Here is a 25674-nt window from a genome sequence, read left to right as displayed (position 1 = left end):
CAACAAAAGGAATATTTAATGAACGAGAAACAATTTATTTCAATGCTTATAGACCTGAAATCCTGGCATCAAAACCGCGTTGATAAATGCCAGATGATTATTGAAAACAAGGACGCTGATATTCGTCTGGAAATGGGTGAAAACGAGGTGCTGGAGTTTGGGGCTGACACTAAAGAAGCCCGGTTCATCCGAATTGGCGTCCAGCTCGCGCTGCTCCAGTTCCAGCCGTTCCCTGTCACCATGAAACAAGCTGACGACAACATGGAGGATGAAGACGATGAATAAGCCCGCTGTCTATGATGCCGCATTTGCCTGTTGGGGCTATGACCGTCAGGTTCTGGCAACGGCTGAAGAATGCAATGAACTCTCCGCTGCCTGTATTCGCTTCCTTAACCATAAAGCGAACGGCAACAAAATCGCTGAAGAAGCTGCTGACATGGAAATTATGATTGAACAGCTGCGTCACAATGGTCTGAGCGACATGATTGAACAACATAAAATCAAGAAACTTAACCGCCTGGCTCAACGTGTTGGCGTTGATACCCGTCCGGTTTCTCCGTTATCACCTTCTGTCTCCGTTCTTATGGAGCAGGCGCTGGAGCAGTTTGAAATGGCGCAGGCATTGTATCTCGACAAACAGAACAGCAACCGACTGGCCGCAGGCTCTGCCCGCAGGTGCATCAGCCTTCTGATGCATGCCGCCCAAATCATGATCCGGGAGCAGCAGCAGGCAGAACAGCGACAGGGAGAAAAAGCATGATCGACTCAATCAAAACCGTCCTGTCAGATAAAGGTGAAATGACCTGTCTGCAACTGGTGAGCGCCACAGGGACCGGTGCACCGGCATTGATCCAGGCGTTGCGAAAAGCAGTTGCCCGTGGCGAACTCCGCGAACGTAATGGCTATTACGACATTTTACGTAGTAAAGCGCCGGCGACATCCCGTCGTTCATTCCCCTGGGTTGAGGGTACTGAGATACCGCGTAACGTGCAGTACCTTGCTTCAGGGCCGCGTTCAGCAGAAACGGTATTCGTTCTGGTTGAGCTGGATGCAAAAAAACAGCTGCAGGGCTGGCCGCAATTTGAACGTGCATTAATCGACGTTCGAATGGGGCATTTTCAGTGTGCCAGAACCGGGCAGATTGTTACCCGGCATGTCCTTCGATACCTGCCCATTGATATGCAGGGGGTAGCCTGATGCTAATCGTCTTTGCTTGTTATATCGCCGGTGGTATTGGCACATTCTTTCTGATTGCGGTGATTCGTGGTAGCAAAGTGATGGATAAAGAGGTTGATTCAGTCAGCGCTCTTGTGGGGGCCATAGCATGGCCATTCACATTGATGGCTCTGGTCGGTTGCGTCACCCTCTGGTGGCTTTTTGACATACTTGATCTGCTTTTCTACAGCGCAGTTACTTATTTCAGGAGCCGCAAATGAGTGAATTTATTGAGCGATTGAAACAGGCGAACCTAGTGAAAGATAACGAGATCGTCAGCCTGGTTCGCGCCATTAATGGCCTTGACCTCGATATTGAAGAAGGGAGCCTGTCTCCAATGGTCCTGGAAGCTATTCGTACAGTAAAAAGCCAGCTTCATACTGTCCTTATTCTTACCGCCAGACAAATTATGGAGGCCGCTGAATTCGCAGGTCTTGAGGTTTTCGTGGAGCCTGATAGTGATGAACTGGATCATGAATATTGCATCCGTTCCGGGACTATCTTGGCCAGCCCTGATGAAGGGCTGGAAGCATATGACGGTTATCTCATTGAGTCTGCCGAATACCCGGAGGATGGCGCAGTGCCGCTGTCTGGTGAACAGCCGTTTGTTGAGTATGAACCGGTGATTGATGAGGGTTTTCTGCAACAGGCGGCGAAGCACACCGGATGGGCTGGCGCACTGGCTAAGCGGATGCTGTCAATTGGTGCTGTGGGACAATGGTTTATTGGCGACGATACCGGGATGAGCAGCAAAACCATGGCTGCGATATACCTTGGTGCAACAGCTGGCGATGGTGGGCGTTTTCGTTATCCGCTCGACCCTGCAGATTTTGGGCGCTGCTGGCGGCTGGTCGATGGAATACCCGCTATTCGGGATGCTTTCCCGAGAATGCGACAAATTTACCCGCCACTGGCCCCATTCATTGAGCACTGGGATGAATTGTCTGCACTGTATGTGGCTGCTGTCGAAAATGGAACCGGCAAAGCACCTGCTCTGTACCAGCTAATGAAAGAACTGAGGGCTGAAATCGAATGACTACCACTATCACAAAAGAACAATGGCAGGGTATCCAAAACACGCTGGGTGGTTTGTACAACAGAGTCGAGTTCACGCTGTCCTCGGGTGAAAAAGTCGCAGTTTATAAGGCTATGGTCTCCGAGAATAAACTGGCGCTGATCGTCTGGATTGATGATACCCGTAGTGAGGCATGGGGATGGCCGTCACATAAAGATTTTCGTCCGATTACGAAGGCAGTATGGCGTCGTAAAACCTATAAGCCAGGCGCTTCCATCATCCGTCGAGCGTTAAAAACCAGAGATGGCCAGCGCTGGTTGAAACGCAAGGAAAATGCGTACCTTCATGAGGTGGTCGAATACTGGGTATGCCATTTCAGTACTGCGGCATCATTGGTTCGGCAGTTTAAGAAAATCGACGGACTTGAGCTTGTTACACCACTGAGCGAGGTAATGGTTGATGCGGGCTAATACCATCAAACTGATCCACGTTGCGCGACGTTCTCTGGGCCTTGATGATGAGACCTATCGTGTCTTTTTGGGCTCAGTTGTGCCCGGTAAGCGTAGTTGCCGTGATATGAGTACAACGCAGCTGCAGGCCGTTCTTGATGCGCTGAAAGAGAGAGGATTCCGCCCTGTATCATCCAGACATAAAGCATCATCAGGGATTGCGGGAAAAATCAGGGCTGTATGGTTCGCTATGCATACCCAGGGCTTTGTCACCAGTAACGATAATGCTGCGATTGATTCTTACGTGAAACGCATTACGCGGCAGCAGAACGGCGGCGAAGGTGTGGCAAAGCTGAACTGGTTACGTGATGAAAAAGCCCGAACTGTTCTGGAAAGCCTGAAGCGATGGCATATGAGATGCATGCTTGAGCACTTACCTGATAATGGGCTTAAACCGACCTATGATGCAGTTTGTGCTAGGTATCAAAAAATGCTTTCAAATTAGAATGCTGATAATGTTAATCCACACAATATAAAGGGAATAATTATGAATAGAGTTATGATGGCGGCTTTACTGGTTTTAGGATTTTTAGCTGCTAGTTCTTCTTATGGCGAAGAGTTCGATCCAGAGGCTGTTGCAGCAGAGTATCTAAAAAATAGCGATTCAGTGTGGGCTGATAGTAAACCCGTAAAAAAAGACCCTGCATCGGGTTTCTGGACATGCAATGGCATCCGCTTGCATATGGGGGTGGATTTGACATCCTGGCAAAACCTCGATACTCAGGAGCTTTTTACTATGGTAGAAAAACCATCGAAAGAAGACGCTCCAGGACCTGTTCATAATGGAATGGCATATCTCTATTCTTCTATGAACAATCCTGCTTATATGAGGGGGTTTGCTATCGATAAAGCCGGAAAACAGCTTTTTATTCAGGATGAACTGAAGTTTTCCAAGTATTATCGATGTAAACGCAACAACTGATCTAATCATCAATCCCGCCAATGTGCGGGATTTTTTGTATACTGACTGTGCACTTACCTTGAGGAGGGTTTATGTCACAACAGTCGGAGCTTTTTGAACACGACCCGGCCGTCCACCAGTTGCTTGATCATATCGACAATATCCCTGTCGGCGAGCTTGAGCACCAATGGCCACAAATGCTGGTTGCGCTTGTCGATGTGATGGAGGCAGAATTGAAGCGCCTTAGTATTGCTGAAGATAGTCGTTTGCTGGCACGTAAGCTGGCGCTGGCCATGTCACATTACATGGGTGGTCGTCAGTATTATCTTCCATCCGGTGATAAACTGGTTACGGCGTTGCGGGATGATCTCATCTTCTCCCGTTTCGACGGTCGCAACCTTGAAGACCTGCGCCGCGAGCATCGTTTATCTCAGACCCAGATTTACGATATCATCGCCCGTCAGCGCAAGCTTCACACCCGCCGTCGTCAACCAGATTTATTCCCGCATTAATCATCTGAAACAGCCGACTGCGCTCGAGAGTGCGGGTTGTACTCAGATACCGGAATCACCTCTCTAATCAGCTTTTTCTTATCCTCGGATGCAGATCCACTCACCGGATAAGCTGATGCCCCAAATACCCCGAAGCCTGAAAGCGTCATTGCTGGCGATAGCTATTGCCGGCGGCGGTTACCACGAGATGACCCGTGAAACCCTTATCCATGTCGAAGGTATTGAGTATTACCCATACCGCGATATTGCCGGAATTTTGACGGTATGCGTTGGGCATACTGGTGCAGATATTCAGATGCGTACCTACACACACAGCGAGTGTATGTCTCTGTTGGGCAGCGATTTAAAGCCCGTTCGGGCAGCCATTAAACGGCTGGTTAAAGTCCCTTTAACCGATTTTCAACGCACTGCGCTTGAGACGTTCATTTTCAATGTTGGCACCGGTGCGTTTGCCAGTTCGACCCTCCTCAAAAAGTTAAATGCCAGTGATTTTGAAGGTGCCCGGGATCAGATGCGCCGCTGGGTCTTTGCAGCCGGGAAACCGTGGAAAGGGCTGATGACCCGCCGTGAAGTTGAGATGGCCATCTGGTCTGTCGGGGGTATTGATGACCTTCGGTGATAAAGCGATCGCAATCGGCGCGGTGATTGCAATTGGGGTTGGCTGTTTTGTCTGGGTCAATGTCGAGAAAACCCATAGTGAGAATGTTCAGCTGCGCAAAGAGCTGCTGACAGAAACCCAGGCCAGAAACACTGCGGAATGGCTGCTACACAGCCAGGAGCAGACCATTCAGATATTCAGCGCGATCCGTGTAGCCAATGCAGCAGCGCGGCGCGAAGACGAGAGACTGCGCGATGAAGCTCAGAACCAGATCACCCTCATCCTTGAAAAAGACGAATGTGCTAAGCGCGATGTGCCTGCTGCTGCTGTTGAGTGGCTGCAGCGGGTCGAAACCCGCGCCCGTTCCGGTGGTGGTGACCCCGCTGCCTATTGATGCAGAACTGCTGGCGGAAACGCCTGTGCCCGTACGACCTGTTCCGTTCACTTACGGCGCTTCAGTGGTCTGGAATGCGACGTTGTTGCTGGCTCTGGGTCAGTGCAATCGTGATAAGAGCGATGCCCGCCAGCAGGATTTAAAAAGGATTGATATTTATGGACGCCGACCTGCTTCAGGAGACTGAAGAGTTTCTGCAGGAACTCTGGCAGCAACAAGGTTGCAGCTGGCCAGGGCCACAAATCATGCGCTCTGAGCCGAACCGTATTTGTGCGTTATGTCGCCGCAGACTGGGGATTGTTGAGCTGACAGGGTGGTATGAGCCGTTGTGTCAGTTTTGTCATTCAGGGAGTTAAGCGTGGGCATTTTTGAACTTATCGGGTTGTGGCCATATCTGTTGCCGGTTGCGTTTGGTGGGATTGTCTGGGCTATGCGCCGTACATTCGCCAGCACCGAACGGGTAGAGAAGCTGGAAAATCGCCTCACCGAGATGGAAACCAAATACGCCAATATGCCTGGCGTTGAAGATATGCAGGAAATGCGTCTGCGTATGACGGAAATGGCAGGCGATATGAAGGTCATCGGCCAGCGTGTGCAGTCGATGACCCATCAGATTGAATTGTTACTGGAAAATGCGGTGAACCGGAGCAAATGATGATTAATGATATTCTGACTGAAGACCAAAGGCTGGTCATTCTCCGCAGCCTGATGGACTGCAACAATGAGGCAAACGAAAGTATCCTGAATGACTGCCTTGATGCCTATGGCCACAATATTTCACGCGACCTCGTTCGCACTCATATTGACTGGCTGCAGGAACAAGGGCTGGTGATGATTGAAAACCTGCGAGGTTTCTATGTCGTCACTATCACCGGTCGGGGGCAGGATGTAGCCGAAGGCCGCGCCCGTGTTTCTGGTGTTAAAAAGCCACGCGCCCGCTGAGGTCTGTTATGGAACCGATTAAACCCACTCGTGGCCGAGCTTCCAAGGTCGATTTACTGCCTGAAAACGTGCGTAAAACCCTGCATGAAATGCTGCGTGATAAAGCCATTCCCCAGGCGCAAATCCTTGAAGAGATTAATGCTCTGATTGATGACGCGGGTTTGTCAGAGGATATGCGCCTTTCCCGTTCTGGTCTTAATCGCTATGCCACCAGTGTTGAGCAGGTCGGACACAGTATGCGCCAGTTGCGTGAGGCAACATCGCAACTGACGGCCGAACTGGGTGATAAGCCAATGGGCGATACCACCAAACTTATCCTGGAAATGGCGCGTGGCCAGTTGTTCAAGTTGTTTATGGCACAGGCTAATAATCCGGACGCGCAAGTCGATATCGATGTGCTGAAAAACGCCATGCTGGCCGCACAACGTCTTGAAGCTACAGCCATGTCCAGTCACAGGCGCGAGAAAGAGATCCGCCAGGCCTTTGCAGAAGAAGCGGCTAATGCTGTCAGCGACGAGCTGCGGGGCACGGATGGGATGAGCGAAGAGCTTGAGCAGCGTATCCGCAACGTTCTGTTAGGGAAAGCATGATATGGCTTCCCCTAATAAAAGACTCACCCCACTCAGTCAACCGCGCCAGATTGACCTGCAGGAAGAAGCCAGCAAACTTGGCGTCGATATCGTCACCGATGCCGGCAGCATAAACCCGGCAACTGAATCGGTGTTTCTTCCCTATCAGGCCCGCTGGTTCAGTGATGAAAGCCAGATTTGTATTGCCGAAAAATCCCGCCGTACCGGTCTGACCTGGGCAGAAGCTGGCCGCAACGTCATGACCGCAGCCAAACCCCGCAAGCGCGGTGGCCGCAATGTCTTCTATGTTGGTTCCCGCCAGGAGATGGCGCTGGAGTACATCGCCGCCTGTGCGCTGTTTGCCCGCGCCTTTAACCAGCTGGCGAAAGCCGACGTCTACGAGCAGACCTTCTGGGACAGCGATAAAAACGAAGAAATTCTGTCGTACATGATTCGATTCCCGAACAGCAATTTTAAGATCCAGGCGCTGTCCTCGCGGCCGTCCAACCTGCGTGGCCTGCAGGGTGACGTCGTTATTGATGAAGCCGGCTTTCATGAATCGCTTGATGAGCTGCTTAAAGCTGCGTTCGCGCTGACCATGTGGGGCGCTCGTGTGCGCATTATCTCCACGCATAACGGCGTTGATAACCTGTTTAACCAGTACATCCAGGACGCCCGCGAAGGTCGGAAAGATTATTCCGTTCATCGTATTACCCTGGATGATGCCATCAGCGATGGTCTGTATCGCCGAATCTGTTACGTCACGGGTCAGGACTGGTCTGCGGAAAAAGAGAAAAAATGGCGTGACGACCTTTACCGCAATGCCCCGAACAAAGAGAGCGCCGACGAGGAATATGGCTGCGTGCCGAAAAAGTCCGGCGGTGCCTATCTTTCCCGCGTGCTGATTGAAGCGGCGATGACGCCGGAGCGTGATATTCCGATCCTGCGCTTTGAAGCGCCTGACGATTTTGAATCCTGGTCGCCAGAACTGCGGGAAGCGGAAGTTTCAGCGTGGTGCGAGAAAGAGCTGGCCCCGTTACTGGCCGCACTCAACGTCCAGCATAAGCACGCCTTTGGTGAAGACTTTGCCCGTACTGGTGACCTGACGGTTTTTGTCCCGCTGGAAATCACCGCTGACCTGTATAAGCGCGAGTGCTTCCGCGTCGAGCTGAAGAACGTCACCTATGACCAGCAGCGTCAGATCATGCTGTATATCCTTGCCCGTTTACCGCGCTTTATCGGTGCCGCTTTTGATGCCACCGGTAACGGCGGATATCTGGCGGAGGCTGCGCGTCTGGTGTATGGCCCGGAGATGATTGACAGCGTGCATCTCTCAGCAGCCTGGTATCAGGAATGGATGCCAAAGCTTAAAGGTGAATTTGAGGCGCAGAACCTGATTATCGCCCGTCACCAGACAACGCTGGATGACCTGCTCAATATCAAGGTCGTTAACGGCGTTCCCCAGATTGATAAGGGCAGAACCAAAGACGCCAATGCCAGTGGCACCGGTGGCAAACGTCACGGTGACTTTGCGGTAGCACTGGCGATGGCTGTACGTGCTTCTTATATGAATGGTTTTGTCATCGACGAAGACAGCGTGCAGGTGCTGCCCGGTAAGCGCCGGGAAGATACGCACGACGATGAAACCCATGATGATTACCACGAATTTGAAAGAGGATGCTGGTAATGGGCCGTATTCTGGATTTAACGGGCAATCCCTTCGATTTTGATCCTGACTTACAGACAGCGCAGGAATCACTGGTGATGATGGCAAAGCGTACTCAGGAGCATCCCTCCAGTGGTATCACGCCGAACCGTGCCGCGATTATTTTGCGTGATGCAGAGCGCGGGGATTTGGCCGCTCAGGCTGATCTCGCCTTTGATATGGAAGAAAAAGACACGCATCTGTTTTCCGAACTGTCAAAGCGCCGGCTGGCCATTCAGTCTTTGCCCTGGAGCATTCAGCCACCGAAAGACGCCACTCCGCAGGAAAAGAAAGATGCGGCCATGCTCGATGAGATGTTGCAGGATGCAGCCTGGTTTGAGGACGGTATTTTTGATGCCGGTGATGCCATCCTCAAGGGCTACAGCATGCAGGAAATCGAATGGGGCTCGCTGGGTAAGCAGCGCGTACCCGTTGCGCTGCACTGGCGCGATCCGGCGTTGTTCTGTGCGCCAGAAAGCAATCTGAACCAGCTCAGGTTGCGCGATGGTAGCGCCGACGGTGTTGAACTTCAGCCATTTGGCTGGTTCCGCCATCAGGCTAAATCCCGTTCAGGGTATGCCGGCACGCTGGGGCTGGTCCGAACGCTGGTATGGCCGTTTATCTTCAAGAACTATTCGGTGCGTGATTTTGCGGAGTTTCTGGAGATTTACGGTCTGCCCATGCGCGTCGGTAAATATCCAACAGGTGCCACATCCCGTGAAAAATCGACCCTGATGCAGGCGGTAATGGATATCGGACGCCGCGCCGGCGGTATTATCCCGATGGGGATGGCGCTGGAGTTCCAGAGTGCGGCCGATGGCCAGGCTGACCCGTTCCAGGCACAAATCAGCTGGGCTGAGCGTTCCATGTCAAAAGCCATTCTGGGGGGAACACTGACCACGGAAGCCGGTGACAAAGGTGCGCGTTCGCTGGGCGAAGTCCATAACGAAGTCCGTAAAGAGATCCGCAATGCCGACCTGCGGCAGCTGCGTCGCTCTGTCAACCGTGACCTGATTTATCCGTTACTGGCAGTCAACAGCCGAACCACCCTCGACCCGTGCCGTTTGCCGGGTATTGTGTTTGATTCCGGGGAATACGAGGACCTCTCCATGTTTGCGGAGGCCATCCCGAAACTGGCGGCAGGTATGCCGGTGCCGGTGTCCTGGATTCAGGAAAAACTGAATATTCCTCAGCCAAACGGTGACGAGCAGGTATTCCGCGCCGCGCCGGTGGCTGAAGGTCTGCCAGCGGCGAACGGTCAGGCCAGTCTGAGTGCGACAGACCTGAAGCAGACTGATGATATTGACGATATGGGCGCGGCGGTGACGCCGGACGCGTTTAAACAGGCCATTGATCCGCTTTTAAAGCCCGTTATTGCCAGCATTATTAAAAACGGCCCTGAATCAGCGATGCAGGATGCGGTGACGCTCTATCCCGAACTGGATGATGCGGCGCTTATCGACCTCCTGACACGCGCCATCTTTGTCGCTGACCTGTGGGGGCGCATCGATGGCACAGGCAGTTGATTTGGCATACGCCGCACGGTTACCCCCAAAAGAGGCTGTCTCCTATTTCAGATCCAAGGGCCATAACGTCACCTGGAACTGGTATGAGCAACTGACGGACGCGCATGCCCGCGCGTTTACGGTCGCTAAAGCGGTGCGGCTTGATGTGCTGAACACCATTCGTGACGAGGTTGATCGCGCTGTCCATGACGGCATCACGCGTCAGGAGTTTACCCGGACGCTGGCACCGCGCCTGCAGAAGCTGGGATGGTGGGGAAAGCAGATTGTTGTCGATACCGAGGGTAATGCGAAAGAAATTGAGCTGGGAAGCCCGCGCCGGCTTGCCACCATCTATAACGTAAATATGCGCACGGCTTATAACAGCGGCCGCTATGCGCAGATGATGAATAATGTTGAGGGTTACCCGTTCTGGCAGTATGTAGCCGTTATGGACGGGCGAACCCGCCCGGAGCATGCCGCGCTGAACGGGATGGTATTTCGCTATGATGACCCGTTCTGGAAGACGCACTATCCGCCGAACGGCTGGAACTGCCGCTGTCGCGTCAGGGCGTTGTCTGCTGAGCGAATGAAAGCGCTGGGGCTGAAAGTCAGTTATGGGGCATCTTTCGTGCATTCCCATGAGGTTGATGCCGGCATTGATGAGACCACGGGTGAAATCTTCAGGACGGAGTCCACAACCTTTGATAACGGCCGCGTGAAGATGACACCCGATGTGGGCTGGTCGTATAACCCAGGTTCTGCGGCGTTCGGTACTGACCAGACGCTTATTCGTAAGGTTATCGAGACCCGCGACCCGCAGCTGCGTGAGCAGGTTATCCAGTCGCTCAATAACAGCCGCGAGCGCCAGCTGGCATTTTCAGTATGGGCAAAACGTACCCTCGCCAGCGGCCGCGCCGGCGATGCCGTTCAGACGCTGGGCTTCATGTCTGAATCCGTTGCTGCTGTGGCCAGAGCGCGAGCCGGTGTTGAGCCAGCCCGGCTGCTTGCCATCAGCGAAAAAGGTCTGTCTGATGCGGTATCTGCTGCAGACTCAAAACTCAGTGACAGCGATGTACAGCAACTGCCGGCATTGATGGCTCAACCACAGGCGGTGCTGTGGGATAGCAGCAAGAATATGATCCTGTATGTGACCTCTGCAGACGCAGAAGACCAGCAGATAGTTATTCGCACTGAGGCCGCTGTGAAGAAAAACGGTGATCTGCTTGCTCAGGTCGTCAGCATGTCACGCACGAACCTTAGCAGCCTCCAGTCGGCTGTGAACTCAGGTTCTCTTGAGGTGATCGAAGGTCGCCTGGGGCATAAGGAGGCACCATGAGTATTGATCTGGCGGTCGTACTCGACATCAACCGAATTCAGTCGGCATTCATCAGTCTGGGAGCAATGGCCAATGACGGAGCCATTCCACGTGCTGCAGCTGCAGCGCTGCTCTCCTCAACCGAGAACGCCTTTGAACAACAGGCGGACCCGGTCACCGGCGAGCACTGGGCCAGCTGGAGCGATCCTTATCTTGCCTGGCGTGAAAAACATAATTATGTTCCTGGCACCATCCTGACCCTTAATGGCGATCTGGCCAGAAGTATCACCACTGATTATGGCCCGGACTGGGCGCTGATTGGTTCACCGATGATTTATGCTGCGATTCATCAGTGGGGTGGTAAGGCGCGATATACTGTCCTTGAAGCCCGTCCTTACATGGGGCTTGATAAGGTCGGTCGTAAAGAGATTTACTCCGCCATCGAAAAACGTGCTCAGGCTGCTCTCAGGCCATAGTATGATGTGAGTGATACGTTGGCGCTCATAAAATCTTTTAAACGCGTACAGAGAGATTTAAACGTGTTTTAAATGGGGTTGCGTCCGTTCTCCCGCTTCGCTTTCCATCCGGCTCATTGTTTTCAGTCAGATACCGGAATCACCTGCAATTTCTTCCCCGCGTAAAAATGGCCTGAGTTACTCAGCAACGAGCAGGCCATGAAAACAAAACCTTCCTCTTTTGGTATCGCCATTCTTGCGGCCACCGTCGGTGATGACGGCTGGTGCCAGTTGCTCCCTGCGGGTCGTTTTCGTGCCCGTGATGGTCGTCCGTTTGATGTGGCCGATGGCTGGTACATGGATGCGGCCATTGCTGCACGTCTTATTGATGGTGTCAGGGCTCTCGGCCAGGACGTTCTGATTGATTACGAACACAACCAGCTGCGCAAATCTGAAGGGCTTTCGCCCGATGAGCTGAAAGCGGCTGGCTGGTTTAACGCTGATGAAATGCAGTGGCGTGAAGGCCGGGGGCTTTTTGTTAAGCCTCGCTGGACGCCAGCGGCGCTGACCTATCTTGCCAATGAAGAATTCGGCTTCCTTTCTGCTGTTTTTCCTTACGACCTCGTTACCGGCGCACCAACCGTGCTGCGCATGGTGGCGCTGACCAATGACCCCGGCGCGACTGGCATGCAAAAGCTGGCGGCGCTGGCCGCTTCCTTTGATGAACTCACTAACCACCCACATGAGGGACGTTCCATGAATGAAAACCTGCGTCAGCTGCTGGCGCGACTCGGTATCACGCTGGCTGAAAATGCCGCCGTAACCGATGAGCAGGCCACGGCTGCACTCTCTGCCTTTGATGTACTAAAGGGCAAGTCAGATAAGCACGACGAACTGAATACCCGCGTGGTGGCGCTCAGTGCAGAACTGGAGACGGCAAAGACCGCCACAGGTACGCCTGACCTGACCAAATGGGTACCGGTGGAAACCTATAACGCCATTCGCCAGGAGCTGGCGGTGGTGACTGGCAAACATTCCACCGTCTCCCTTAGTGCGGTCCTGGATAAGGCTGAAACCGAAGGCCGTATTTTCAAATCCGAGCGTGCTTACTTTGAGCAGGTCGGTGCGCAGGTTGGTGTTGCTGCGCTCTCTGCTCAGCTTGACGCCAAACAACCGATTGCGGCGCTGACGGCTCTGCAGACCTCGACTACCACTATCCCGGATACCCGTCGCGAAGGACTGGCTGCGCTGTCTGCTGACGAAAAATCCGCAGCAAAAGCACTCGGCATGTCTGAAGCCGAATACCAGAAACTCAAAGAGGAAGGCGATAAATGATCGTTACCCCGAACTCTATTAAAGCCCTGATGACCTCCTTCCGTAAGGACTTTCAGGGTGGTCTGGATGGTGCACCGTCACAGTACCAGCAGATTGCGATGACCGTACCGTCATCCTCCAAATCTAACACCTATGGCTGGCTGGGTAATGCACCGCAGTTGCGTGAATGGGTCGGCTCTCGCGTGGTAAATCAGATGGCTGCATCTGCTTATACCATCGCCAATAAAACCTACGAGGGCACCGTCGGCATCAGCCGTGATGACTTCGAAGATGACAACCTCGGCGTTTACAGCCCAATGTTTTCTGAGCTGGGTCGTGCCGCGGCAGTGCAGCCTGACGAACTGGTGTTTGGTCTGCTGAAGGATGGTTTCAATCAGGTCTGCTATGACGGCCAGAACTTCTTTGATACCGATCACCCGGTTTATCCGAAAGTGGACGGCAGCGGCGCAGCGAAATCTGTGGCGAACGTCTATCAACAGACCGCTGGCTGGACGGGCGATAGCTGGTATCTGCTGGATTGTTCCCGCGCCATCAAGCCGCTGATCTTCCAGGACCGTCGTAAGGCTGAACTGGTTGCCAAGACCACCATTTCTGATGACAACGTCTTCACCGATAACGAATTCCGTTGGGGCGTCAGTTGTCGTCGCGCGGTGGGCTTCGGGTTCTGGCAGATGGCAATGGCCATGAACGGTGACCTGACGCTGGACAACCTGTGGACCGGCTGGACCACCATGCGCAAGTTTCATGCTGACGGTGGTCGCCCCCTGGGGATTCGTCCGACGCATCTGGTGGTAACACCGGGTAATGAAAAAGCGGCCATCCAGTTGCTGGAGCGTGAGCTGATTGCCGGCACCAACGGCGTCGTCAGTAACGAGATGAAAGGCAAGTTGAAACTGATTGTCGCTGACTACCTGTAAGTCACCTGCAGTCTTAAACCGACGTTAAAGGCGGTTAATCCGCCTTTAACCTGCAGTTTAACGTGGATTCATAGGGAGAACCCATGTCATGTCAGAAGAACTTAAACAAGGTATTGATGGCGTTTCACCGGCTCGCGAAACAGCTGGCAATCAGCTTTTCAACCTGGTGGTCAAATGTTACCGGGACGTTTACCGTCGTGCCGGCATCCCGTTCACCCGTGGTGAAAACCACCTGGTGGGTGTCACTGAAGCGCAAGTGCGGATTCTCGAAGGCGACAGCGTCCTCAAAATCGTATCTGGTTCGCCAGTACCGGACGAGGAAGAACCAGGGGCCGTGGACAACGTGGGCGTGGGCAGTCAGCTGAATACTGATGTCCTGAATGCGCAACAGCTCACCCTGCGTATTATTGCGGCCGTTGCCGGGCTGGATAAAAACGACCCGGACAACTTCACCTCTGCGGGTTCCCCCAAAGTGGCAGTGGTCAGTGCTGCGCTCGGTGAGAGCATCACCGGTGAACAGCTAAAAGTGGCGCTTGCCTCTCAGGCCGGAGACGCATAATGACCTACGCCACTGTCGCGGATATGACATCCCGCTATCAGCGAAGCAACCTTGATCGTCTGACTTCATCCAAAACGGATAGCGGTATGCCGGATGACACTGTGATTGTCACGGCGTTGAGTGATGCGACTGCCATGATGGACAGCTACATTGTCGCCCGCTATACCCTGCCGCTGACAGTGGCACCCGCCACCTTGCCGCAGGTTTGTTGCGTTATTGCCTGGTATTTCATGATGGATATGCAGGCTACCGAACAGGCCACACAGCGCTATAAAGATGCTATTCGCTGGCTGGAAGGTGTCCGGGACGGAAAAATTCCGCTCGGTACTGATACGGCTGGCAGCGCACCTGAGGGCGAAAATCTGGTTCAGGTTATCTCAGATGCCCCTGTTTTTTCCCGTAAACAGCAGGGATTTATCTGATGATCGGCGACACCGAAACTGAATTGCTGAATGCCGTTAAAGGGTTATTCGGGCAGACGCTAAGGGCAATTGATACCCATCCGGGCACCTGGAATGATGTCGCTATTAAACGGATGTTGCTCACACCACCATCAGTGCATGTTGCCTGGCTTGGCTGCGGTCCCGGCCGAACCTCCCGGGAGGTTGAAAGTCAGTGGGTCTTTTATATCTGTGCCAGCATGCTCAACGGACGTGAAGGTAACCGACTGGGTATCTACCAGATTATTGAGCGCCTGGTGGCAGGTATTAACTGGAAGACGTTCGGCCCGACTACGGGCATGAAGCTGACCAAGGGGCAGAATCTATACACCGATGCCCAGAGCGGCGCGGGTTGTGCGCTTTACGGCCTTTATTTCAGCGGCACTACGCCCATCGATACTAGCATCGATCTCAGCGCTCTGGACGACTACGAACGCCACTGGCAGACGTGGAAACAGCCAGGCGGTACACCGCCTTTTGAGGCACATATCAACGTAAACGAGAAACAACCATGACTGATGTGCTGAAGATTAAGCCGGCTCCCGGCCGCACTGTTCGCGACCCGCAGACCATGAAGCTGCTGGCCGTAGACGGTGAGACCAAGCCGCAAACCAGTTTCTGGCTGCGCCGCCTCAAAGATGGCGACGTGCTCCCGGTAGAAGCCACTAAGAAAGGTGCGAAATGAGCGATATCTCTTTTGATTCGATCCCTGCTGGCGGTGCAATTCGCGTCCCTCTGGCGTATATCGAGTTCAACAACAGCAACGCCGTTTCCGGCACGCCTGCACCACGTCAGCGTGTTCTGATGTTCGGCCAGCGAGCCTCTGACGTTAATCAGAAGCCGGTTGGCTCTGTACCTGCCAATACGCTGACGCGTATTTATTCCCCATCTCAGGCCGCTGCTGCATTTGGTCAGGGGTCGATGATCCACCTGATGGTGACGGAGTTCCTGAAGCTTAATCGTGTTGCTGAGCTGTATTGCATCGCCCAGGGTGATGGTACGGGTGTTCCCGATGCTGCCACCGTTAAGCTGAGCGGCACGGCCACTGAGAACGGCACGCTGGTGACGTATGTCGCAGGCACACGCATCCCGACCACGGTTAAAACCGGGGATAAAGGTGCTGACATTGCCCAGAGTCTGGCTGACCTGATTAATGCAAAATACGATCTGCCGGTGACGGCGACCGTTGTTCCCGATAGCGGCGGCGCGAGCGCTGACCCGACTCATGCCGATGTGAAGTTATCTGCTAAGTTCCTCGGCCGTTCCTGCCCGACGGACACACGCTTCAATTATTACGATCAGGAAATGACGCCTGGCGGCATTGTGGCTACCGTGACGTACCCGGCTGACACCAACAGCAACCCGGACCTGTCAGCATCTGTCGCGGCAATGGGTGATTTGCAGTTCAAATATCTGGTCATGCCTTATACCGACCCGACGAACCTCAACCTGTTGCGTACAGAACTGACTGAACGCTGGGGACCGATTAATCAGGCTGATGGTATTGCATTCACCAGCTATCACGGTCCGATGGGGAGCCTGACGACCTTCGGTCTGAGTCGTAACGATCATCTGCTGTGCTGCCTTGGCGCCCCAGCGACGCCGCAACCTCAGTATTTCTGGTGCAGCAGTATTGCTGCAGTAGCAGCTGCGTCCCTGAGTATTGACCCGGCACGACCGCTGCAGACGCTGGTTGTCGGCAACCTTATGCCTCCTGTTCAGACCGACCTCTTCACCTGGCCTGAGCGCAATGGCCTGCTGTTTGACGGTATCAGCACGTTTACCGTCAACGATGGTGGCCAGGTTCAGCTTGAGCGGCTTATCACCACGTATCGCACAAACAGCTTTGGTGATCCCGACCCGTCTTATCTCAACGTTGAGACCATCGCCACTCTGAGCTATCTGCGCTATTCGACCCGCGTACGTATTACGCAGAAATTCCCGCGTCATAAGCTGGCTGACGACGGTACGAACTTCGCGCCGGGTCAGCCGGTGGTGACCCCGTTGATTATCAAAACGGAGCTGCTGGCGCTGTTTACCGAGTGGGAGGAAGCCGGTCTGGTGGAAGACTTCACCACCTTTAAAGACGAACTCTACGTGGTGCGCAACAAAAGCGATCGTGACCGGGTTGATGTGCTGGCCGGGCCGAACCTCATTAACCAGTTCCGCATCTTCGCAGAACAGATCCGCTTCATTCTCTAAGGGGGGAATATGGCAGGAAATCAACGCCAGGGCGTCGCTTTTATCCGTGTCAACGGACTGGAACTCGAGACGCTGTCGGGTAGTACCTTTACGCCAGCAGGTGACAGTCGTGAAACCGTAAAAGGCAGTCGCGTGTATGGCTATAAAGCGACACCGCGTGAAGCCACGCTTGAATGCAAAATTCCCGGTGGCAGCGGTATTGGTCTGGATGAAGTCATCAACTGGACTGATGTCACAGCAGAGTTTAAGGCCGACACAGGGGAAACCTGGATGATGCCAAACGCCTGGCAGACGGATGATCCACAAAACAGCGACGGTGAAATCACCATTAAACTCGCCGCTAAAACCAGCAAACGTATTGCGTAAGGAGTCATCATGACCGAGTTTAAAAGCCCTGAACAGGAAGCATTAGATTTTCAGCAGGAAATCCTTGATTCCCTGAAGCATGGCACTTTCCGCCTGCTTGATGGTATTCCGTATGGTGTCGGGGAAGAGATGGAAATGCAGCATGATATTTCGTTCCGCGAACTCACAGCCGGCGACATTATTGATGCGCAAATGGCCTCTGAGCGTGTTGTTGAGACTAAAGCGGGTCCGCAGCTGGTGAGTTCACCGTCTCAGATGGGACTGGAGATGTTACGCCGGCAGATTGCAAAAGTGGGCGTGATTAACGGGCCATTGTCGCTGGTTCTGCTTAAAAAGCTGTCCCAACGTGACTTTCATCGTATCTCACTGGCGACCGATTTACGTGATGTTGCTCAGGCTGCCGCGATGACCCCTGAACGGGGGCGAGTGGCTGCAGTGTCGGAATGAGATTGAACAGGCGGCTGTAGCGGTCGGTGTCATGCTTAAAGGGGGCCCGGAATGGGCCCTTTCTCTTCCGCTCTCCCGCCTTTTCCGGCACTGCAAGCAGGCTGAAACCCTCTTTAAAAGGTAATTATCATGGCCGGGCAATTTCGCGCCTCAATCATTATTGATTTAATGGGCAACATTGCCCAGCGTTCCCGCCAGTTCTCCGGGAACATCTCCTCAATGGCTCGCAGCAGCCAGACGGCGATGAACGGTCTGCGCAATTCCGTCGCCAGCGTATCAAACTCCATTGACCGCCTGGGCTCCTCGGCAACCCGTACCTTTGGCATGCTGACAGCCGGCGGTGCAACGATTGCCGGCCTCGGCTACACCGCAAATAAGTTGTTCATCAGCATTGCCGCCACGCGTGAAAATCAGCGTATTGCGATGAGTTCTCTGTATAAGGGCAATAAGCAACACGCTAGTGAGATGATGCAGTGGGCTATCCAGAATGCTAAGGATTCCACATGGGGGTTAACGAGTGTTGTTGGGGAACTTATAAGCTCCAAATCTTTTGGAATGTCCGACGATCAGACTAAAAACTTTATAACCATGTTACAGGACGTGGGGGCGCAAAAAGGCTGGGATTTAAACGCAGCACAAGGGGCTTCCCTTCAGTTAAAACAGATGTTTTCGCGCCAGCAGATTACGGCTGCTGATGCAAACTTGCTTACTGGCTACGGTATCAACGTTTATCAGATTCTTGCTGATAGATGGAACAAAGATGTCACAAAGGTCCGTCAAGCTGGCGAAAAAGGCAAGCTGGGGATTATGTCAATTATCCAGCTTTTTCAGGCGATCAGCGAAGAATCAAAAGGCGCTCAAAAGAATGCCATGAATGGCTGGACGGGCCTGACTGCACAGCTGGGCGATGTCTGGGAAGATTTTGCCGATAAACTGATGAATAAAGGGCCTTTCGAGATACTTAAAGGCCGTGTTAAAGGCGTGCTCGACTGGTATGGCCAACTGAGTAAGCCTGGTGCAAACGGTGTCAGTGGTCTTGATACGTTTACCGATGAGCTGGCAGGTAACTTCCAGACCGCCTTTGACACCATAAAAAGTGCCGCAAAAGAGACCTGGCGATACCTGGAGATGGGAAAGAACGCCCTGAGCTGGGTGGATGACAATATTGTCAGCCTCAAAACGATGGCCAAGGTCATTGGCGGTATCTGGCTGGCGAACAAGGCGCTTCGTATGGGCGGCGCTATCGTTCGCCCAACTTGGCAGGTTGCCACCTCGCCATACCGTGCCTATCGGTGGATGCGCGGGCGTAACCAGCCTGGCGCGGGTGGACCAGGCATGCCGCCGATTATGAGCAACCCACAACTCATTCAGCAGGTCTTTGTGACCAACTGGCCGACGTCGTTCGGCGGTGGTGATGTTGTCGCCGGCAACGGAAAGCGTAAGCGAGGTCCCGGCCGTGGTCGTGGCACCAGTGTCCCGGTTGTGCCATCTCCTGCAGCAGCTCCTGCAGCAAAAGCGGGTCTGTTTTCCCGTATCTTCAGTGGTGCTGGCTCGATGCTTGCTGGCGCAGGTTCTGCTATCAAAGGCGCGGGCAGTTGGGTGGCCAACAGTGCGATTGGCCGTGTGGCCGCAAAAGGTGCCGGTGCACTGGGCTGGCTGGGGCGTGGCGCAGGTCGTATGTTCTCCCGCCTCGGCGGTCCATTGATGGCCGGGGCTATGATGGCACCGACGCTCATGGATGAAAATGCCACAACCGAGGATAAAGGGTCAGCTATTGGCAGCACCGCCGGTGCCTGGGGTGGTGGCGCTGTGGGGTCGCTACTGGGGCCAATGGGTACGGTTGCCGGCGCAACGCTGGGCGGTGTGCTGGGTGATTATCTCGGCGGCTGGCTTGGCAACGTGTACGCCAAATTCTCTGGCAGTGACGGCAACAATCAGCCGCAGACCCCGCCACCAGAACAGAAAGTCAGTGCGCAGGCTCAACTGAAAATTCAGCTGGCTGACGGCCTGCAGATAACCAGCACCAATATCCAGGAAGACGGGATGGGCATGAACGTCTGGACTGGTCAGAACCTTTACCCTTACTGATGAGATAAGCCATGTTTGAAGGTACAGTCGCCAGTGTGAACTCTCTCCGTGACGGGCTGGGGGCGCTGGGTTTAAAAAATAACAAACCAGATGGAAAAGGAACATTTCGTAATGTGCCGTTCCTGATTTTCCGTGATCAACGCATGAGCGGGGGGCGTCGCCTCGTCAAACGCGAATATCCACTGCGCGATAAAGGTGGTGCGATTGATCTGGGCCGAAAACTCCATGAATTTTCCTTCTCTGCATGTCTGCTGGGCAAGGATGCTCAGCAGCTCAAAGAAAACCTGATTGAGGCGCTCGATGATGCCGGCGCGGGGGAGCTGACACACCCGGATTTTGGCACGCTGCAGGTACTGGTTGAAACATGGGAATGTCGCCACGCGGCAGATGAACTGAATTACTACGAATTCACGATCACCGTTTATCCGGCCGCAGAAGATGAGGCACCAGAGCCATCTGCAGATACCGCAGCTGCAGTCACCGCCAAAAAAGACAGCCTGTTTGGTTCGCTGGGTGATACGCTTTCCGATGCCTGGCAGACAGTTCAGGAAGCAACAGACGGCGCGACGGCCGTGGCTGACGCTATCAGTGGCGTTTATGACGATATTGCCAGTGCAATTGAAAACGTCGGTATTCTGGGCAGTGTTAACGGACTGCTGTCTGCTGTCACCCAGGTAAAAGGGATGGCGACACGGCTGGTCAATGCGCCAAAATTACTGGCTGCAAATCTGATGGGCGCACTTTCCGGTATCGCATCTGTTACGGATAATGACTCTGGATTTAAGGCGTTTGAACGCATTGGCATTAATCTGAACCGCCGGCAGGCTGGTACGGATACCGCACATCTTGATCCGGCCGCTGCATCGAACATCAAAACACTCTATTATGTGGCAACAGTAGCTACACAGGTGAGTCAGGCAGAATCCGCATCTGCCGTTCTTACCGACGTGCTGGCCTCTGACAACAACCTTTCACGTACGCCGGAGCTGACCACCACCACACCAGCCAGCTCTGTATCCACACCTTCCTCAAATCAGCAGGACTCAGTTGCCGGAATCACCCGGAGCGATTCAACTTCTGTAGTCTCAGAGAACAGTCCGGCATCGTTTCCACTCTTTGAGAGCCAGGCTGATATCGAACGGGTTACCAGTGAACTGGGCCAGATGCTGGATAACAGCACCATTGCTGCTTCTGATGCCGGATTTACGGCCAGCAGTCTTGAGCTGGCAACGTTCCGTCTTGTGGTGGTCAATGATTTACGCACTCGCGGTATTCATCTGGCGAACGTACGCAACATCACCCTCAATCAGACGGAGCCGGCACTGGTTGCCCTGTATCGCGAAACCGGTGACAGCCTTTACTGGCAGCGCTTTGGTCGCCGAAACAGCATACCTAATCCGCTCCTGATGCCAGGGGGCGTTTCTCTGGAGATCCTTGATGGCTGACGTCGTTGAATTACGCACCGCAGGAAAGATTTTTGCCGGGTGGACGACCATCAACATCAACCGTTCCATCGAATCACTCTCTGGCTATTTCGAACTCGGTGTCAACGTTCAGCCAGAAACCGATTTATCATCACTTTCTCCGGGCCAGCCTTTTACCCTCACCATTAATGGCCAGACGGTCATTACCGGTTATCTCGATGGCCGTCGTCGCAACATGACGGCCGATTCCATGTCGATCACCATCTCCGGGCGCGATAAAACCGCTGACCTGATTGACTGTGCGGCTATCTACCATGGGCGTCAGTGGAAAGGCCGGACGCTTGAGCAGATTGCCCGTGACCTTTGTGCACCATATAAGGTGACAGTTCGCTGGGAGTTGACCGACGGCGAGTCTTCTGCGCCGTTCCCGTCCTTCACGCTTGACTATTCCGAGACCGTATATGAGGCACTGGGTCGCGCCAGCCGCGCCCGTGGCGTTCTGATGACCAGCAATGCCGCCGGCGATCTGGTTTTTACCCGCGCTGACGAGACCCAGACCGATAAGCTGATCCTCGGTGAGAACCTGATTGAGATGGAGTTTGAAGAAGACGATCGTGACCGCTTCAGTGATTACATCGTCGCTGGCCACGGCCGCGCCAGCGGCAAAGCAGGTGACGACCAGAGCGCCAAAAACATCGCCAGTCAGAAAGCAGAGGTGAAAGATTCATATATCTCGCGCTATCGCCCGACGATCATCCTTGCTGACAGCAAAACGGATACCAAAGGTGCCGGTGGCCGCGCGACACGTGAAATGCGTCGTCGCCTGGCTAAATCACGCACCTTCGAGGCTAAAGTAGATGGCTGGCTGCGCCGTGATGGTTCCCTGTGGATGCCTAACCTGCTGGTCGATATCGATGCTTCCCGCTTCAGTATTACCACCGGACCGCTTCTGGTCAGCAAAGTTGTCCTGGCGCTGGATGACCGCACCGGTGTCATGACCACGCTGACGCTTACCCCGCGCGATGGCTGGCTGGTACCGATTGAGCCGGACAGTAAAACGAAAAAATCACGTAAAGGCGAAGATAAGAGAGGCATGGATGCGCTGGCTGAAGAGTATTACCGCAAGCACCCGGAGAAACGACCATGAGTGAACAGGCATTTCAGCGTCTGATCGCTCCCGTCATGCGCCGGCTGCGGCTGATGATTGGCCGTGCAGTGGTGACTCTGGTCAATGACAGCCTCAAGATGCAGAACCTGCAGGTGACGAGTCTGGATGATGGTCCACTGGATGATGTTGAGCGCCCTCTGCAATACGGTCAGATTAGCGTTCCGCTGGCTGGCTCTGAAGCCATTATGGTGAGTCTTGGCGGTGATACTGATTCCGCCGTTGCTCTGGTGGTTGATGACCGTCGTTATCGTCCTACCGGCCTGGTCTCAGGTGATAGTGGCGTTTATCACTATGAGGGGCATCGTATCCGCTTAACCAAAGATGGCCGGGCCATTGTGACCTGTAAAACGGTTGAGGTTTATGCCGATGAACGTGGTTTGTTTGATATGCCAAAAGCCACTTTTACCGGTGATGTTGAGGTGGGTAAAAATTTATTGGTTAAAGGCAAAACCGACCTTCAGGGTGAGACAACTGCACCTGATGTGATCGTGGATGGTAAGTCCACCAAACACCACATCCATGAGGAACACGACGGTGGATTAACTAAGGAGATGCAATGACTGACCTGGCTTTTGCCTGGATTAATGGCCGGGGCGATATCGCGCAGAACGGCGATGACATACTGACCGATGACAGCCTCACGAATGACGTCATTATCTCCCTGCATACGGATCGTCGGGCGCTGGATTCTGATGATATTCCAGGCGAGAACGCAGATCGCCGGGGATGGTGGGCTGATACCTTCCGTGACCGTCCTATTGGCTCACGGCTGTGGTTACTCTCCCGTGAAAAAACGCTCAACTCGGTTCTGACCCGCGCCGCTGAATACGCACTTGAGGCGCTGGTATGGCTGAAAGAAGCCGGACGGGTAAAAAAGATTGTCGTTTACGCCAGTCAGCCCGAAAGCGGCTGGCTGCAGCTGGATATTATTTTCACGCTACCTGATGACTTTGTCATTCCTTATACCTTTAAATCGCAATATAACGGAATTTAAAATGCCTTATAAATCGCCTACATTGCCGGAATTAATCGCCCGTGCTGAAAGTAATATTCAGCAGCGTTTAAACGGTGCTGCGACAGGAAATAAGGAGAAAGTTCTGGGTGTGCTGGCGCGTGCACAGGCTGGCCTTGATGCGGGTCTGCATGAGCATATTTCCTGGGCTTACCGCCAGATTATCCCAGGCGATGCGGATGAGGCTGAATTGCTCAAGCATTGCCAGTTCTGGGGAATTCGCCGCAAGCAGCCAACCCCGGCAAGCGATCCGATTACGGTCACTGCCAGTGCAGCGGGCACTATTCCCAAAAATACCCGCTGGCAGCGTGCCGGCAATATCCTCTATGTACTGGAAGCTGATTTTAATGTTGCAGCCGCCGGGTCTGTCAATGTCCCTGTGACGGCGGTGGTTTCTGGCAGCGCCGGTAATGCTCCGGCAGGTACCGCGCTGACGCTGGTCACCCCGTTAGCGGGTATTTCCTCGGATGCTGTGGCCACAAATGGGTTGACCGGCGGTAGCGATATTGAACCTGTTTCTGAGTTACTGGCACGTCTGGAATTTCGTGCACAGCATCCGCCTTGTGGCGGTAATAAATACGATTACGAACGCTGGGCGCGGGAATGTGCCGGGGTAACACGTGCGTGGTGCCTGCCAACATGGCAGGGACCCGGCACTGTTGGGGTGGCGTTTGTAATGGATGGAAACAGCAGCATCGCGCCGGGTGCATCTGATATTGCCCGAGTGACCGATTATATTGCCGGGCACCCGAATCCAATAACCGGTGTTATTGAGGGGCAACCTGAAGGTCCTGACGTAACGGTATTTGCACCGAAATTAAAGCGTCTGGATATGAATATCAAAATATCACCCAAAACAGATGCTCTGAAAAATGAAATTACTGAACGGATGGCGTCATTATTTTATAACAAATGCGATCCTGGCAGCACGTTGACAACATCCAGTATCATCCGGGTAATTGCCGCCAGTCAGAGCCTGACAGACTTTGAGCTGATTTCACCCACATCGCCAACTTATTCGGCAACTGATGAGTTACTGGTACCAGGAACGATCACATGGTCATAACCCGATTCCAGCGCATCTTTCTGCAGTTACTGCCCACAGGTCTGGCATGGAATAAAGAATCCGGTTCAGAGCTAAGCAGGCTTGCCGGTGCGCTGGCTGATGGACCTGAACTGGATGATGCCACGATTGAAAAACTACTGCCTGAGCGCTTCCCTGACCAGTCAACGGTGTTGCTTGATGACTGGGAAAAATGGCTGGGTTTGCCGGATTGTACCAGCGCCGGTCAGACATTTGATGAGCGCCGTACTGCAGCTGCAGAGAAGTACAGAATGGTGGGAAGCCTCAACCGTCAATTTTATATCGACCTGGCTGCTAAATATGGATTCGATATCGAGATTGAATCCTTCAGTGATGGCTCGTATGCCACCTGTATGGACAACTGTCTCACCCGGTTGCGGAAAACTTACGGCCGTTTTACATCACATATTATTGTAAAAAGCAGTATTGAACACCGCAATGCAACCGTACTTGATAATTGCCTGACACCGCTGGTTGTTTACTCGGGTGGCGTACTTGAATGCCTGCTTGAGAAATATAAACCCGCACATCAGGTATTCATTTATATCTATCAATAAAGGAATACCACATGTTTCATGTAGACAATAACAGTGGCGTTTCCGCCATGCCTCCTGTCGGTGCGGTGCAGAGTTCTGCGCCCCGCTGGTTTACTGAGGGTGGTGGTGGCGTTCCGGCCAGTTATCCGGGGGCTGCCTGGTTCAATATCCTTCAGGCAGAGCTTCTCAACTTTCTCAGTGCCTATGGTATTACTCCCGATAAATCGGATTTAAACCAGCTTCAAAAAGCGATAGAAGAGGCAATCAGCCAGAAAGCGACGGCAAACAGTGCCTTGCTTACTGCAATTGCTGCCCTGGTAACGTCAGCAGATAAGATGCCTTACTTCAACGGTAAGAATACTGTCGCCATGACGGCCCTGACAGCGTTCGCCAGAGAGATGCTTGCGCAGACTGACGCTGCAGGCGTTCTCTCAAAGCTTGGTTTAGGAGCGGGAGCACCT

Annotated in this window: 34 protein-coding genes and 1 pseudogene; all 35 read left to right on the top strand. The window is 53.5% G+C overall.

From position 1 onward, the window contains the following. Positions 1 to 18: 18 nt before the first annotated feature. Positions 19 to 285, top strand: a complete 267-nt coding sequence (locus tag FDW95_RS16610; RefSeq protein WP_115258419.1) for a hypothetical protein — start codon at positions 19 to 21, stop codon at positions 283 to 285. Beyond that, positions 278 to 760, top strand: a complete 483-nt coding sequence (locus tag FDW95_RS16605) for a hypothetical protein (protein WP_115258418.1) — start codon at positions 278 to 280, stop codon at positions 758 to 760. Before FDW95_RS16610 ends, FDW95_RS16605 begins: the two co-directional genes overlap by 8 nt. Continuing rightward, positions 757 to 1197: a hypothetical protein gene (locus FDW95_RS16600; protein ID WP_115258417.1), complete on the top strand. Its 441-nt coding sequence runs from the start codon at positions 757 to 759 to the stop codon at positions 1195 to 1197. Before FDW95_RS16605 ends, FDW95_RS16600 begins: the two co-directional genes overlap by 4 nt. Next, the gene (locus FDW95_RS16595) at positions 1197 to 1436 is read left to right on the top strand and encodes a hypothetical protein (RefSeq protein WP_115258416.1); all 240 of its coding nucleotides are present in this window, start codon (positions 1197 to 1199) and stop codon (positions 1434 to 1436) included. The genes FDW95_RS16600 and FDW95_RS16595 overlap by 1 nt, the downstream gene beginning before the upstream one ends. Then, positions 1433 to 2251, top strand: coding sequence for a hypothetical protein (locus tag FDW95_RS16590; RefSeq protein WP_115258415.1), 819 nt, complete (start codon positions 1433 to 1435; stop codon positions 2249 to 2251). Before FDW95_RS16595 ends, FDW95_RS16590 begins: the two co-directional genes overlap by 4 nt. Next, positions 2248 to 2700: a hypothetical protein gene (locus FDW95_RS16585; RefSeq protein WP_115258414.1), complete on the top strand. Its 453-nt coding sequence runs from the start codon at positions 2248 to 2250 to the stop codon at positions 2698 to 2700. The genes FDW95_RS16590 and FDW95_RS16585 overlap by 4 nt, the downstream gene beginning before the upstream one ends. After that, on the top strand, positions 2690 to 3184 hold the full coding sequence (locus tag FDW95_RS16580; RefSeq protein WP_115258413.1) for a regulatory protein GemA: 495 nt from the start codon (positions 2690 to 2692) through the stop codon (positions 3182 to 3184). The genes FDW95_RS16585 and FDW95_RS16580 overlap by 11 nt, the downstream gene beginning before the upstream one ends. A gap of 42 nt (positions 3185 to 3226) precedes the next feature. Then, positions 3227 to 3661, top strand: coding sequence for a hypothetical protein (locus FDW95_RS16575; protein WP_115258412.1), 435 nt, complete (start codon positions 3227 to 3229; stop codon positions 3659 to 3661). A gap of 71 nt (positions 3662 to 3732) precedes the next feature. Continuing rightward, positions 3733 to 4152 (top strand): Mor transcription activator family protein, encoded by a 420-nt coding sequence (locus tag FDW95_RS16570; protein ID WP_115258411.1) that lies wholly within the window; start codon positions 3733 to 3735, stop codon positions 4150 to 4152. Positions 4153 to 4267: 115 nt separating this feature from the next. After that, on the top strand, positions 4268 to 4771 hold the full coding sequence (locus tag FDW95_RS16565) for a lysozyme (RefSeq protein WP_115259941.1): 504 nt from the start codon (positions 4268 to 4270) through the stop codon (positions 4769 to 4771). Then, on the top strand, positions 4758 to 5144 hold the full coding sequence (locus tag FDW95_RS16560; protein ID WP_115258410.1) for a DUF2570 domain-containing protein: 387 nt from the start codon (positions 4758 to 4760) through the stop codon (positions 5142 to 5144). The genes FDW95_RS16565 and FDW95_RS16560 overlap by 14 nt, the downstream gene beginning before the upstream one ends. 358 nt (positions 5145 to 5502) lie before the next feature. Next, positions 5503 to 5799: a DUF2730 family protein gene (locus FDW95_RS16550; protein WP_249359179.1), complete on the top strand. Its 297-nt coding sequence runs from the start codon at positions 5503 to 5505 to the stop codon at positions 5797 to 5799. Continuing rightward, entirely contained in the window at positions 5799 to 6086 is a 288-nt protein-coding gene (locus tag FDW95_RS16545) for an ArsR family transcriptional regulator (RefSeq protein ID WP_170973012.1), read from the top strand. The genes FDW95_RS16550 and FDW95_RS16545 overlap by 1 nt, the downstream gene beginning before the upstream one ends. A gap of 8 nt (positions 6087 to 6094) precedes the next feature. Beyond that, on the top strand, positions 6095 to 6676 hold the full coding sequence (locus FDW95_RS16540; protein WP_115258407.1) for a DUF3486 family protein: 582 nt from the start codon (positions 6095 to 6097) through the stop codon (positions 6674 to 6676). A 1-nt stretch (position 6677) separates the two neighbouring features. Next, the gene (locus FDW95_RS16535; protein ID WP_115258406.1) at positions 6678 to 8342 is read left to right on the top strand and encodes a hypothetical protein; all 1665 of its coding nucleotides are present in this window, start codon (positions 6678 to 6680) and stop codon (positions 8340 to 8342) included. Further along, positions 8342 to 9886, top strand: a complete 1545-nt coding sequence (locus FDW95_RS16530; RefSeq protein ID WP_115258405.1) for a DUF935 family protein — start codon at positions 8342 to 8344, stop codon at positions 9884 to 9886. Before FDW95_RS16535 ends, FDW95_RS16530 begins: the two co-directional genes overlap by 1 nt. Then, positions 9870 to 11201, top strand: coding sequence for a phage minor head protein (locus FDW95_RS16525; protein ID WP_115258404.1), 1332 nt, complete (start codon positions 9870 to 9872; stop codon positions 11199 to 11201). The genes FDW95_RS16530 and FDW95_RS16525 overlap by 17 nt, the downstream gene beginning before the upstream one ends. Then, entirely contained in the window at positions 11198 to 11656 is a 459-nt protein-coding gene (locus tag FDW95_RS16520; RefSeq protein WP_115258403.1) for a phage virion morphogenesis protein, read from the top strand. The genes FDW95_RS16525 and FDW95_RS16520 overlap by 4 nt, the downstream gene beginning before the upstream one ends. 198 nt (positions 11657 to 11854) lie before the next feature. After that, positions 11855 to 12970: a phage protease gene (locus FDW95_RS16515; RefSeq protein WP_115258402.1), complete on the top strand. Its 1116-nt coding sequence runs from the start codon at positions 11855 to 11857 to the stop codon at positions 12968 to 12970. Beyond that, positions 12967 to 13887, top strand: a complete 921-nt coding sequence (locus tag FDW95_RS16510; RefSeq protein WP_115258401.1) for a Mu-like prophage major head subunit gpT family protein — start codon at positions 12967 to 12969, stop codon at positions 13885 to 13887. The genes FDW95_RS16515 and FDW95_RS16510 overlap by 4 nt, the downstream gene beginning before the upstream one ends. An 88-nt stretch (positions 13888 to 13975) precedes the next feature. Continuing rightward, entirely contained in the window at positions 13976 to 14446 is a 471-nt protein-coding gene (locus FDW95_RS16505; protein WP_170973009.1) for an HI1506-related protein, read from the top strand. Further along, positions 14446 to 14868 carry a phage protein Gp36 family protein gene (locus FDW95_RS16500; RefSeq protein ID WP_115258400.1) on the top strand — a complete coding sequence of 141 codons (423 nt, stop codon included), beginning with the start codon at positions 14446 to 14448 and terminating at the stop codon, positions 14866 to 14868. Before FDW95_RS16505 ends, FDW95_RS16500 begins: the two co-directional genes overlap by 1 nt. After that, entirely contained in the window at positions 14868 to 15401 is a 534-nt protein-coding gene (locus FDW95_RS16495) for a phage protein Gp37 (RefSeq protein WP_115258399.1), read from the top strand. Before FDW95_RS16500 ends, FDW95_RS16495 begins: the two co-directional genes overlap by 1 nt. Next, complete coding sequence (locus tag FDW95_RS16490) at positions 15398 to 15571, top strand: DUF2635 domain-containing protein (protein WP_115258398.1); 174 nt, start codon at positions 15398 to 15400, stop codon at positions 15569 to 15571. The genes FDW95_RS16495 and FDW95_RS16490 overlap by 4 nt, the downstream gene beginning before the upstream one ends. Continuing rightward, positions 15568 to 17088, top strand: coding sequence for a phage tail sheath subtilisin-like domain-containing protein (locus tag FDW95_RS16485; protein WP_115258397.1), 1521 nt, complete (start codon positions 15568 to 15570; stop codon positions 17086 to 17088). Before FDW95_RS16490 ends, FDW95_RS16485 begins: the two co-directional genes overlap by 4 nt. Positions 17089 to 17097: 9 nt before the next feature. Beyond that, positions 17098 to 17454, top strand: a complete 357-nt coding sequence (locus FDW95_RS16480; protein ID WP_115258396.1) for a phage tail tube protein — start codon at positions 17098 to 17100, stop codon at positions 17452 to 17454. A gap of 9 nt (positions 17455 to 17463) precedes the next feature. Continuing rightward, a complete protein-coding gene (locus FDW95_RS16475; RefSeq protein WP_115258395.1) occupies positions 17464 to 17901 on the top strand; it encodes a phage tail assembly protein in 438 nt (145 codons plus the stop codon). Between the two features lie 129 nt (positions 17902 to 18030). Then, positions 18031 to 19989: a tape measure protein gene (locus tag FDW95_RS16470; protein WP_115258394.1), complete on the top strand. Its 1959-nt coding sequence runs from the start codon at positions 18031 to 18033 to the stop codon at positions 19987 to 19989. A gap of 11 nt (positions 19990 to 20000) precedes the next feature. Continuing rightward, entirely contained in the window at positions 20001 to 21434 is a 1434-nt protein-coding gene (locus FDW95_RS16465) for a DNA circularization N-terminal domain-containing protein (protein ID WP_115258393.1), read from the top strand. Further along, complete coding sequence (locus FDW95_RS16460; protein WP_115258392.1) at positions 21427 to 22560, top strand: phage baseplate assembly protein; 1134 nt, start codon at positions 21427 to 21429, stop codon at positions 22558 to 22560. The genes FDW95_RS16465 and FDW95_RS16460 overlap by 8 nt, the downstream gene beginning before the upstream one ends. After that, on the top strand, positions 22557 to 23141 hold the full coding sequence (locus tag FDW95_RS16455; RefSeq protein WP_115258391.1) for a phage baseplate assembly protein V: 585 nt from the start codon (positions 22557 to 22559) through the stop codon (positions 23139 to 23141). Before FDW95_RS16460 ends, FDW95_RS16455 begins: the two co-directional genes overlap by 4 nt. Further along, entirely contained in the window at positions 23138 to 23575 is a 438-nt protein-coding gene (locus FDW95_RS16450) for a phage GP46 family protein (protein ID WP_137363550.1), read from the top strand. Before FDW95_RS16455 ends, FDW95_RS16450 begins: the two co-directional genes overlap by 4 nt. A 1-nt stretch (position 23576) precedes the next feature. Further along, positions 23577 to 24659, top strand: coding sequence for a baseplate J/gp47 family protein (locus tag FDW95_RS16445; RefSeq protein ID WP_115258389.1), 1083 nt, complete (start codon positions 23577 to 23579; stop codon positions 24657 to 24659). After that, positions 24650 to 25234 (top strand): putative phage tail protein, encoded by a 585-nt coding sequence (locus FDW95_RS16440; protein WP_115258388.1) that lies wholly within the window; start codon positions 24650 to 24652, stop codon positions 25232 to 25234. The genes FDW95_RS16445 and FDW95_RS16440 overlap by 10 nt, the downstream gene beginning before the upstream one ends. Before the next feature lie 11 nt (positions 25235 to 25245). Further along, positions 25246 to 25674 (top strand): annotated as a pseudogene (locus FDW95_RS16435) (hypothetical protein); the annotation flags it as partial.

The sequence above is a fragment of the Citrobacter sp. wls718 genome (assembly GCF_005280945.1).
Taxonomy (GTDB): Bacteria; Pseudomonadota; Gammaproteobacteria; order Enterobacterales; family Enterobacteriaceae; genus Citrobacter; species Citrobacter gillenii.
The sequence above is the reverse complement of the archived record's forward strand: the minus strand, read 5'-3'. Positions and strand labels throughout refer to the sequence as shown.

Coding starts and splice junctions, on each gene's coding strand:
- FDW95_RS16485 (WP_115258397.1), top strand. CDS start 15,568: ATGAGCGATATCTCTTTTGATTCGATCCCTGCTGGCGGTGCAATTCGC.
- FDW95_RS16445 (WP_115258389.1), top strand. CDS start 23,577: ATGCCTTATAAATCGCCTACATTGCCGGAATTAATCGCCCGTGCTGAA.
- FDW95_RS16565 (WP_115259941.1), top strand. CDS start 4,268: ATGCCCCAAATACCCCGAAGCCTGAAAGCGTCATTGCTGGCGATAGCT.
- FDW95_RS16460 (WP_115258392.1), top strand. CDS start 21,427: ATGGCTGACGTCGTTGAATTACGCACCGCAGGAAAGATTTTTGCCGGG.
- FDW95_RS16560 (WP_115258410.1), top strand. CDS start 4,758: ATGACCTTCGGTGATAAAGCGATCGCAATCGGCGCGGTGATTGCAATT.
- FDW95_RS16590 (WP_115258415.1), top strand. CDS start 1,433: ATGAGTGAATTTATTGAGCGATTGAAACAGGCGAACCTAGTGAAAGAT.
- FDW95_RS16535 (WP_115258406.1), top strand. CDS start 6,678: ATGGCTTCCCCTAATAAAAGACTCACCCCACTCAGTCAACCGCGCCAG.
- FDW95_RS16515 (WP_115258402.1), top strand. CDS start 11,855: ATGAAAACAAAACCTTCCTCTTTTGGTATCGCCATTCTTGCGGCCACC.
- FDW95_RS16500 (WP_115258400.1), top strand. CDS start 14,446: ATGACCTACGCCACTGTCGCGGATATGACATCCCGCTATCAGCGAAGC.
- FDW95_RS16545 (WP_170973012.1), top strand. CDS start 5,799: ATGATTAATGATATTCTGACTGAAGACCAAAGGCTGGTCATTCTCCGC.
- FDW95_RS16580 (WP_115258413.1), top strand. CDS start 2,690: ATGCGGGCTAATACCATCAAACTGATCCACGTTGCGCGACGTTCTCTG.
- FDW95_RS16455 (WP_115258391.1), top strand. CDS start 22,557: ATGAGTGAACAGGCATTTCAGCGTCTGATCGCTCCCGTCATGCGCCGG.
- FDW95_RS16480 (WP_115258396.1), top strand. CDS start 17,098: ATGGCAGGAAATCAACGCCAGGGCGTCGCTTTTATCCGTGTCAACGGA.
- FDW95_RS16530 (WP_115258405.1), top strand. CDS start 8,342: ATGGGCCGTATTCTGGATTTAACGGGCAATCCCTTCGATTTTGATCCT.
- FDW95_RS16495 (WP_115258399.1), top strand. CDS start 14,868: ATGATCGGCGACACCGAAACTGAATTGCTGAATGCCGTTAAAGGGTTA.
- FDW95_RS16575 (WP_115258412.1), top strand. CDS start 3,227: ATGAATAGAGTTATGATGGCGGCTTTACTGGTTTTAGGATTTTTAGCT.
- FDW95_RS16525 (WP_115258404.1), top strand. CDS start 9,870: ATGGCACAGGCAGTTGATTTGGCATACGCCGCACGGTTACCCCCAAAA.
- FDW95_RS16610 (WP_115258419.1), top strand. CDS start 19: ATGAACGAGAAACAATTTATTTCAATGCTTATAGACCTGAAATCCTGG.
- FDW95_RS16520 (WP_115258403.1), top strand. CDS start 11,198: ATGAGTATTGATCTGGCGGTCGTACTCGACATCAACCGAATTCAGTCG.
- FDW95_RS16450 (WP_137363550.1), top strand. CDS start 23,138: ATGACTGACCTGGCTTTTGCCTGGATTAATGGCCGGGGCGATATCGCG.
- FDW95_RS16585 (WP_115258414.1), top strand. CDS start 2,248: ATGACTACCACTATCACAAAAGAACAATGGCAGGGTATCCAAAACACG.
- FDW95_RS16570 (WP_115258411.1), top strand. CDS start 3,733: ATGTCACAACAGTCGGAGCTTTTTGAACACGACCCGGCCGTCCACCAG.
- FDW95_RS16505 (WP_170973009.1), top strand. CDS start 13,976: ATGTCAGAAGAACTTAAACAAGGTATTGATGGCGTTTCACCGGCTCGC.
- FDW95_RS16595 (WP_115258416.1), top strand. CDS start 1,197: ATGCTAATCGTCTTTGCTTGTTATATCGCCGGTGGTATTGGCACATTC.
- FDW95_RS16470 (WP_115258394.1), top strand. CDS start 18,031: ATGGCCGGGCAATTTCGCGCCTCAATCATTATTGATTTAATGGGCAAC.
- FDW95_RS16600 (WP_115258417.1), top strand. CDS start 757: ATGATCGACTCAATCAAAACCGTCCTGTCAGATAAAGGTGAAATGACC.
- FDW95_RS16540 (WP_115258407.1), top strand. CDS start 6,095: ATGGAACCGATTAAACCCACTCGTGGCCGAGCTTCCAAGGTCGATTTA.
- FDW95_RS16475 (WP_115258395.1), top strand. CDS start 17,464: ATGACCGAGTTTAAAAGCCCTGAACAGGAAGCATTAGATTTTCAGCAG.
- FDW95_RS16510 (WP_115258401.1), top strand. CDS start 12,967: ATGATCGTTACCCCGAACTCTATTAAAGCCCTGATGACCTCCTTCCGT.
- FDW95_RS16440 (WP_115258388.1), top strand. CDS start 24,650: ATGGTCATAACCCGATTCCAGCGCATCTTTCTGCAGTTACTGCCCACA.
- FDW95_RS16605 (WP_115258418.1), top strand. CDS start 278: ATGAATAAGCCCGCTGTCTATGATGCCGCATTTGCCTGTTGGGGCTAT.
- FDW95_RS16490 (WP_115258398.1), top strand. CDS start 15,398: ATGACTGATGTGCTGAAGATTAAGCCGGCTCCCGGCCGCACTGTTCGC.
- FDW95_RS16465 (WP_115258393.1), top strand. CDS start 20,001: ATGTTTGAAGGTACAGTCGCCAGTGTGAACTCTCTCCGTGACGGGCTG.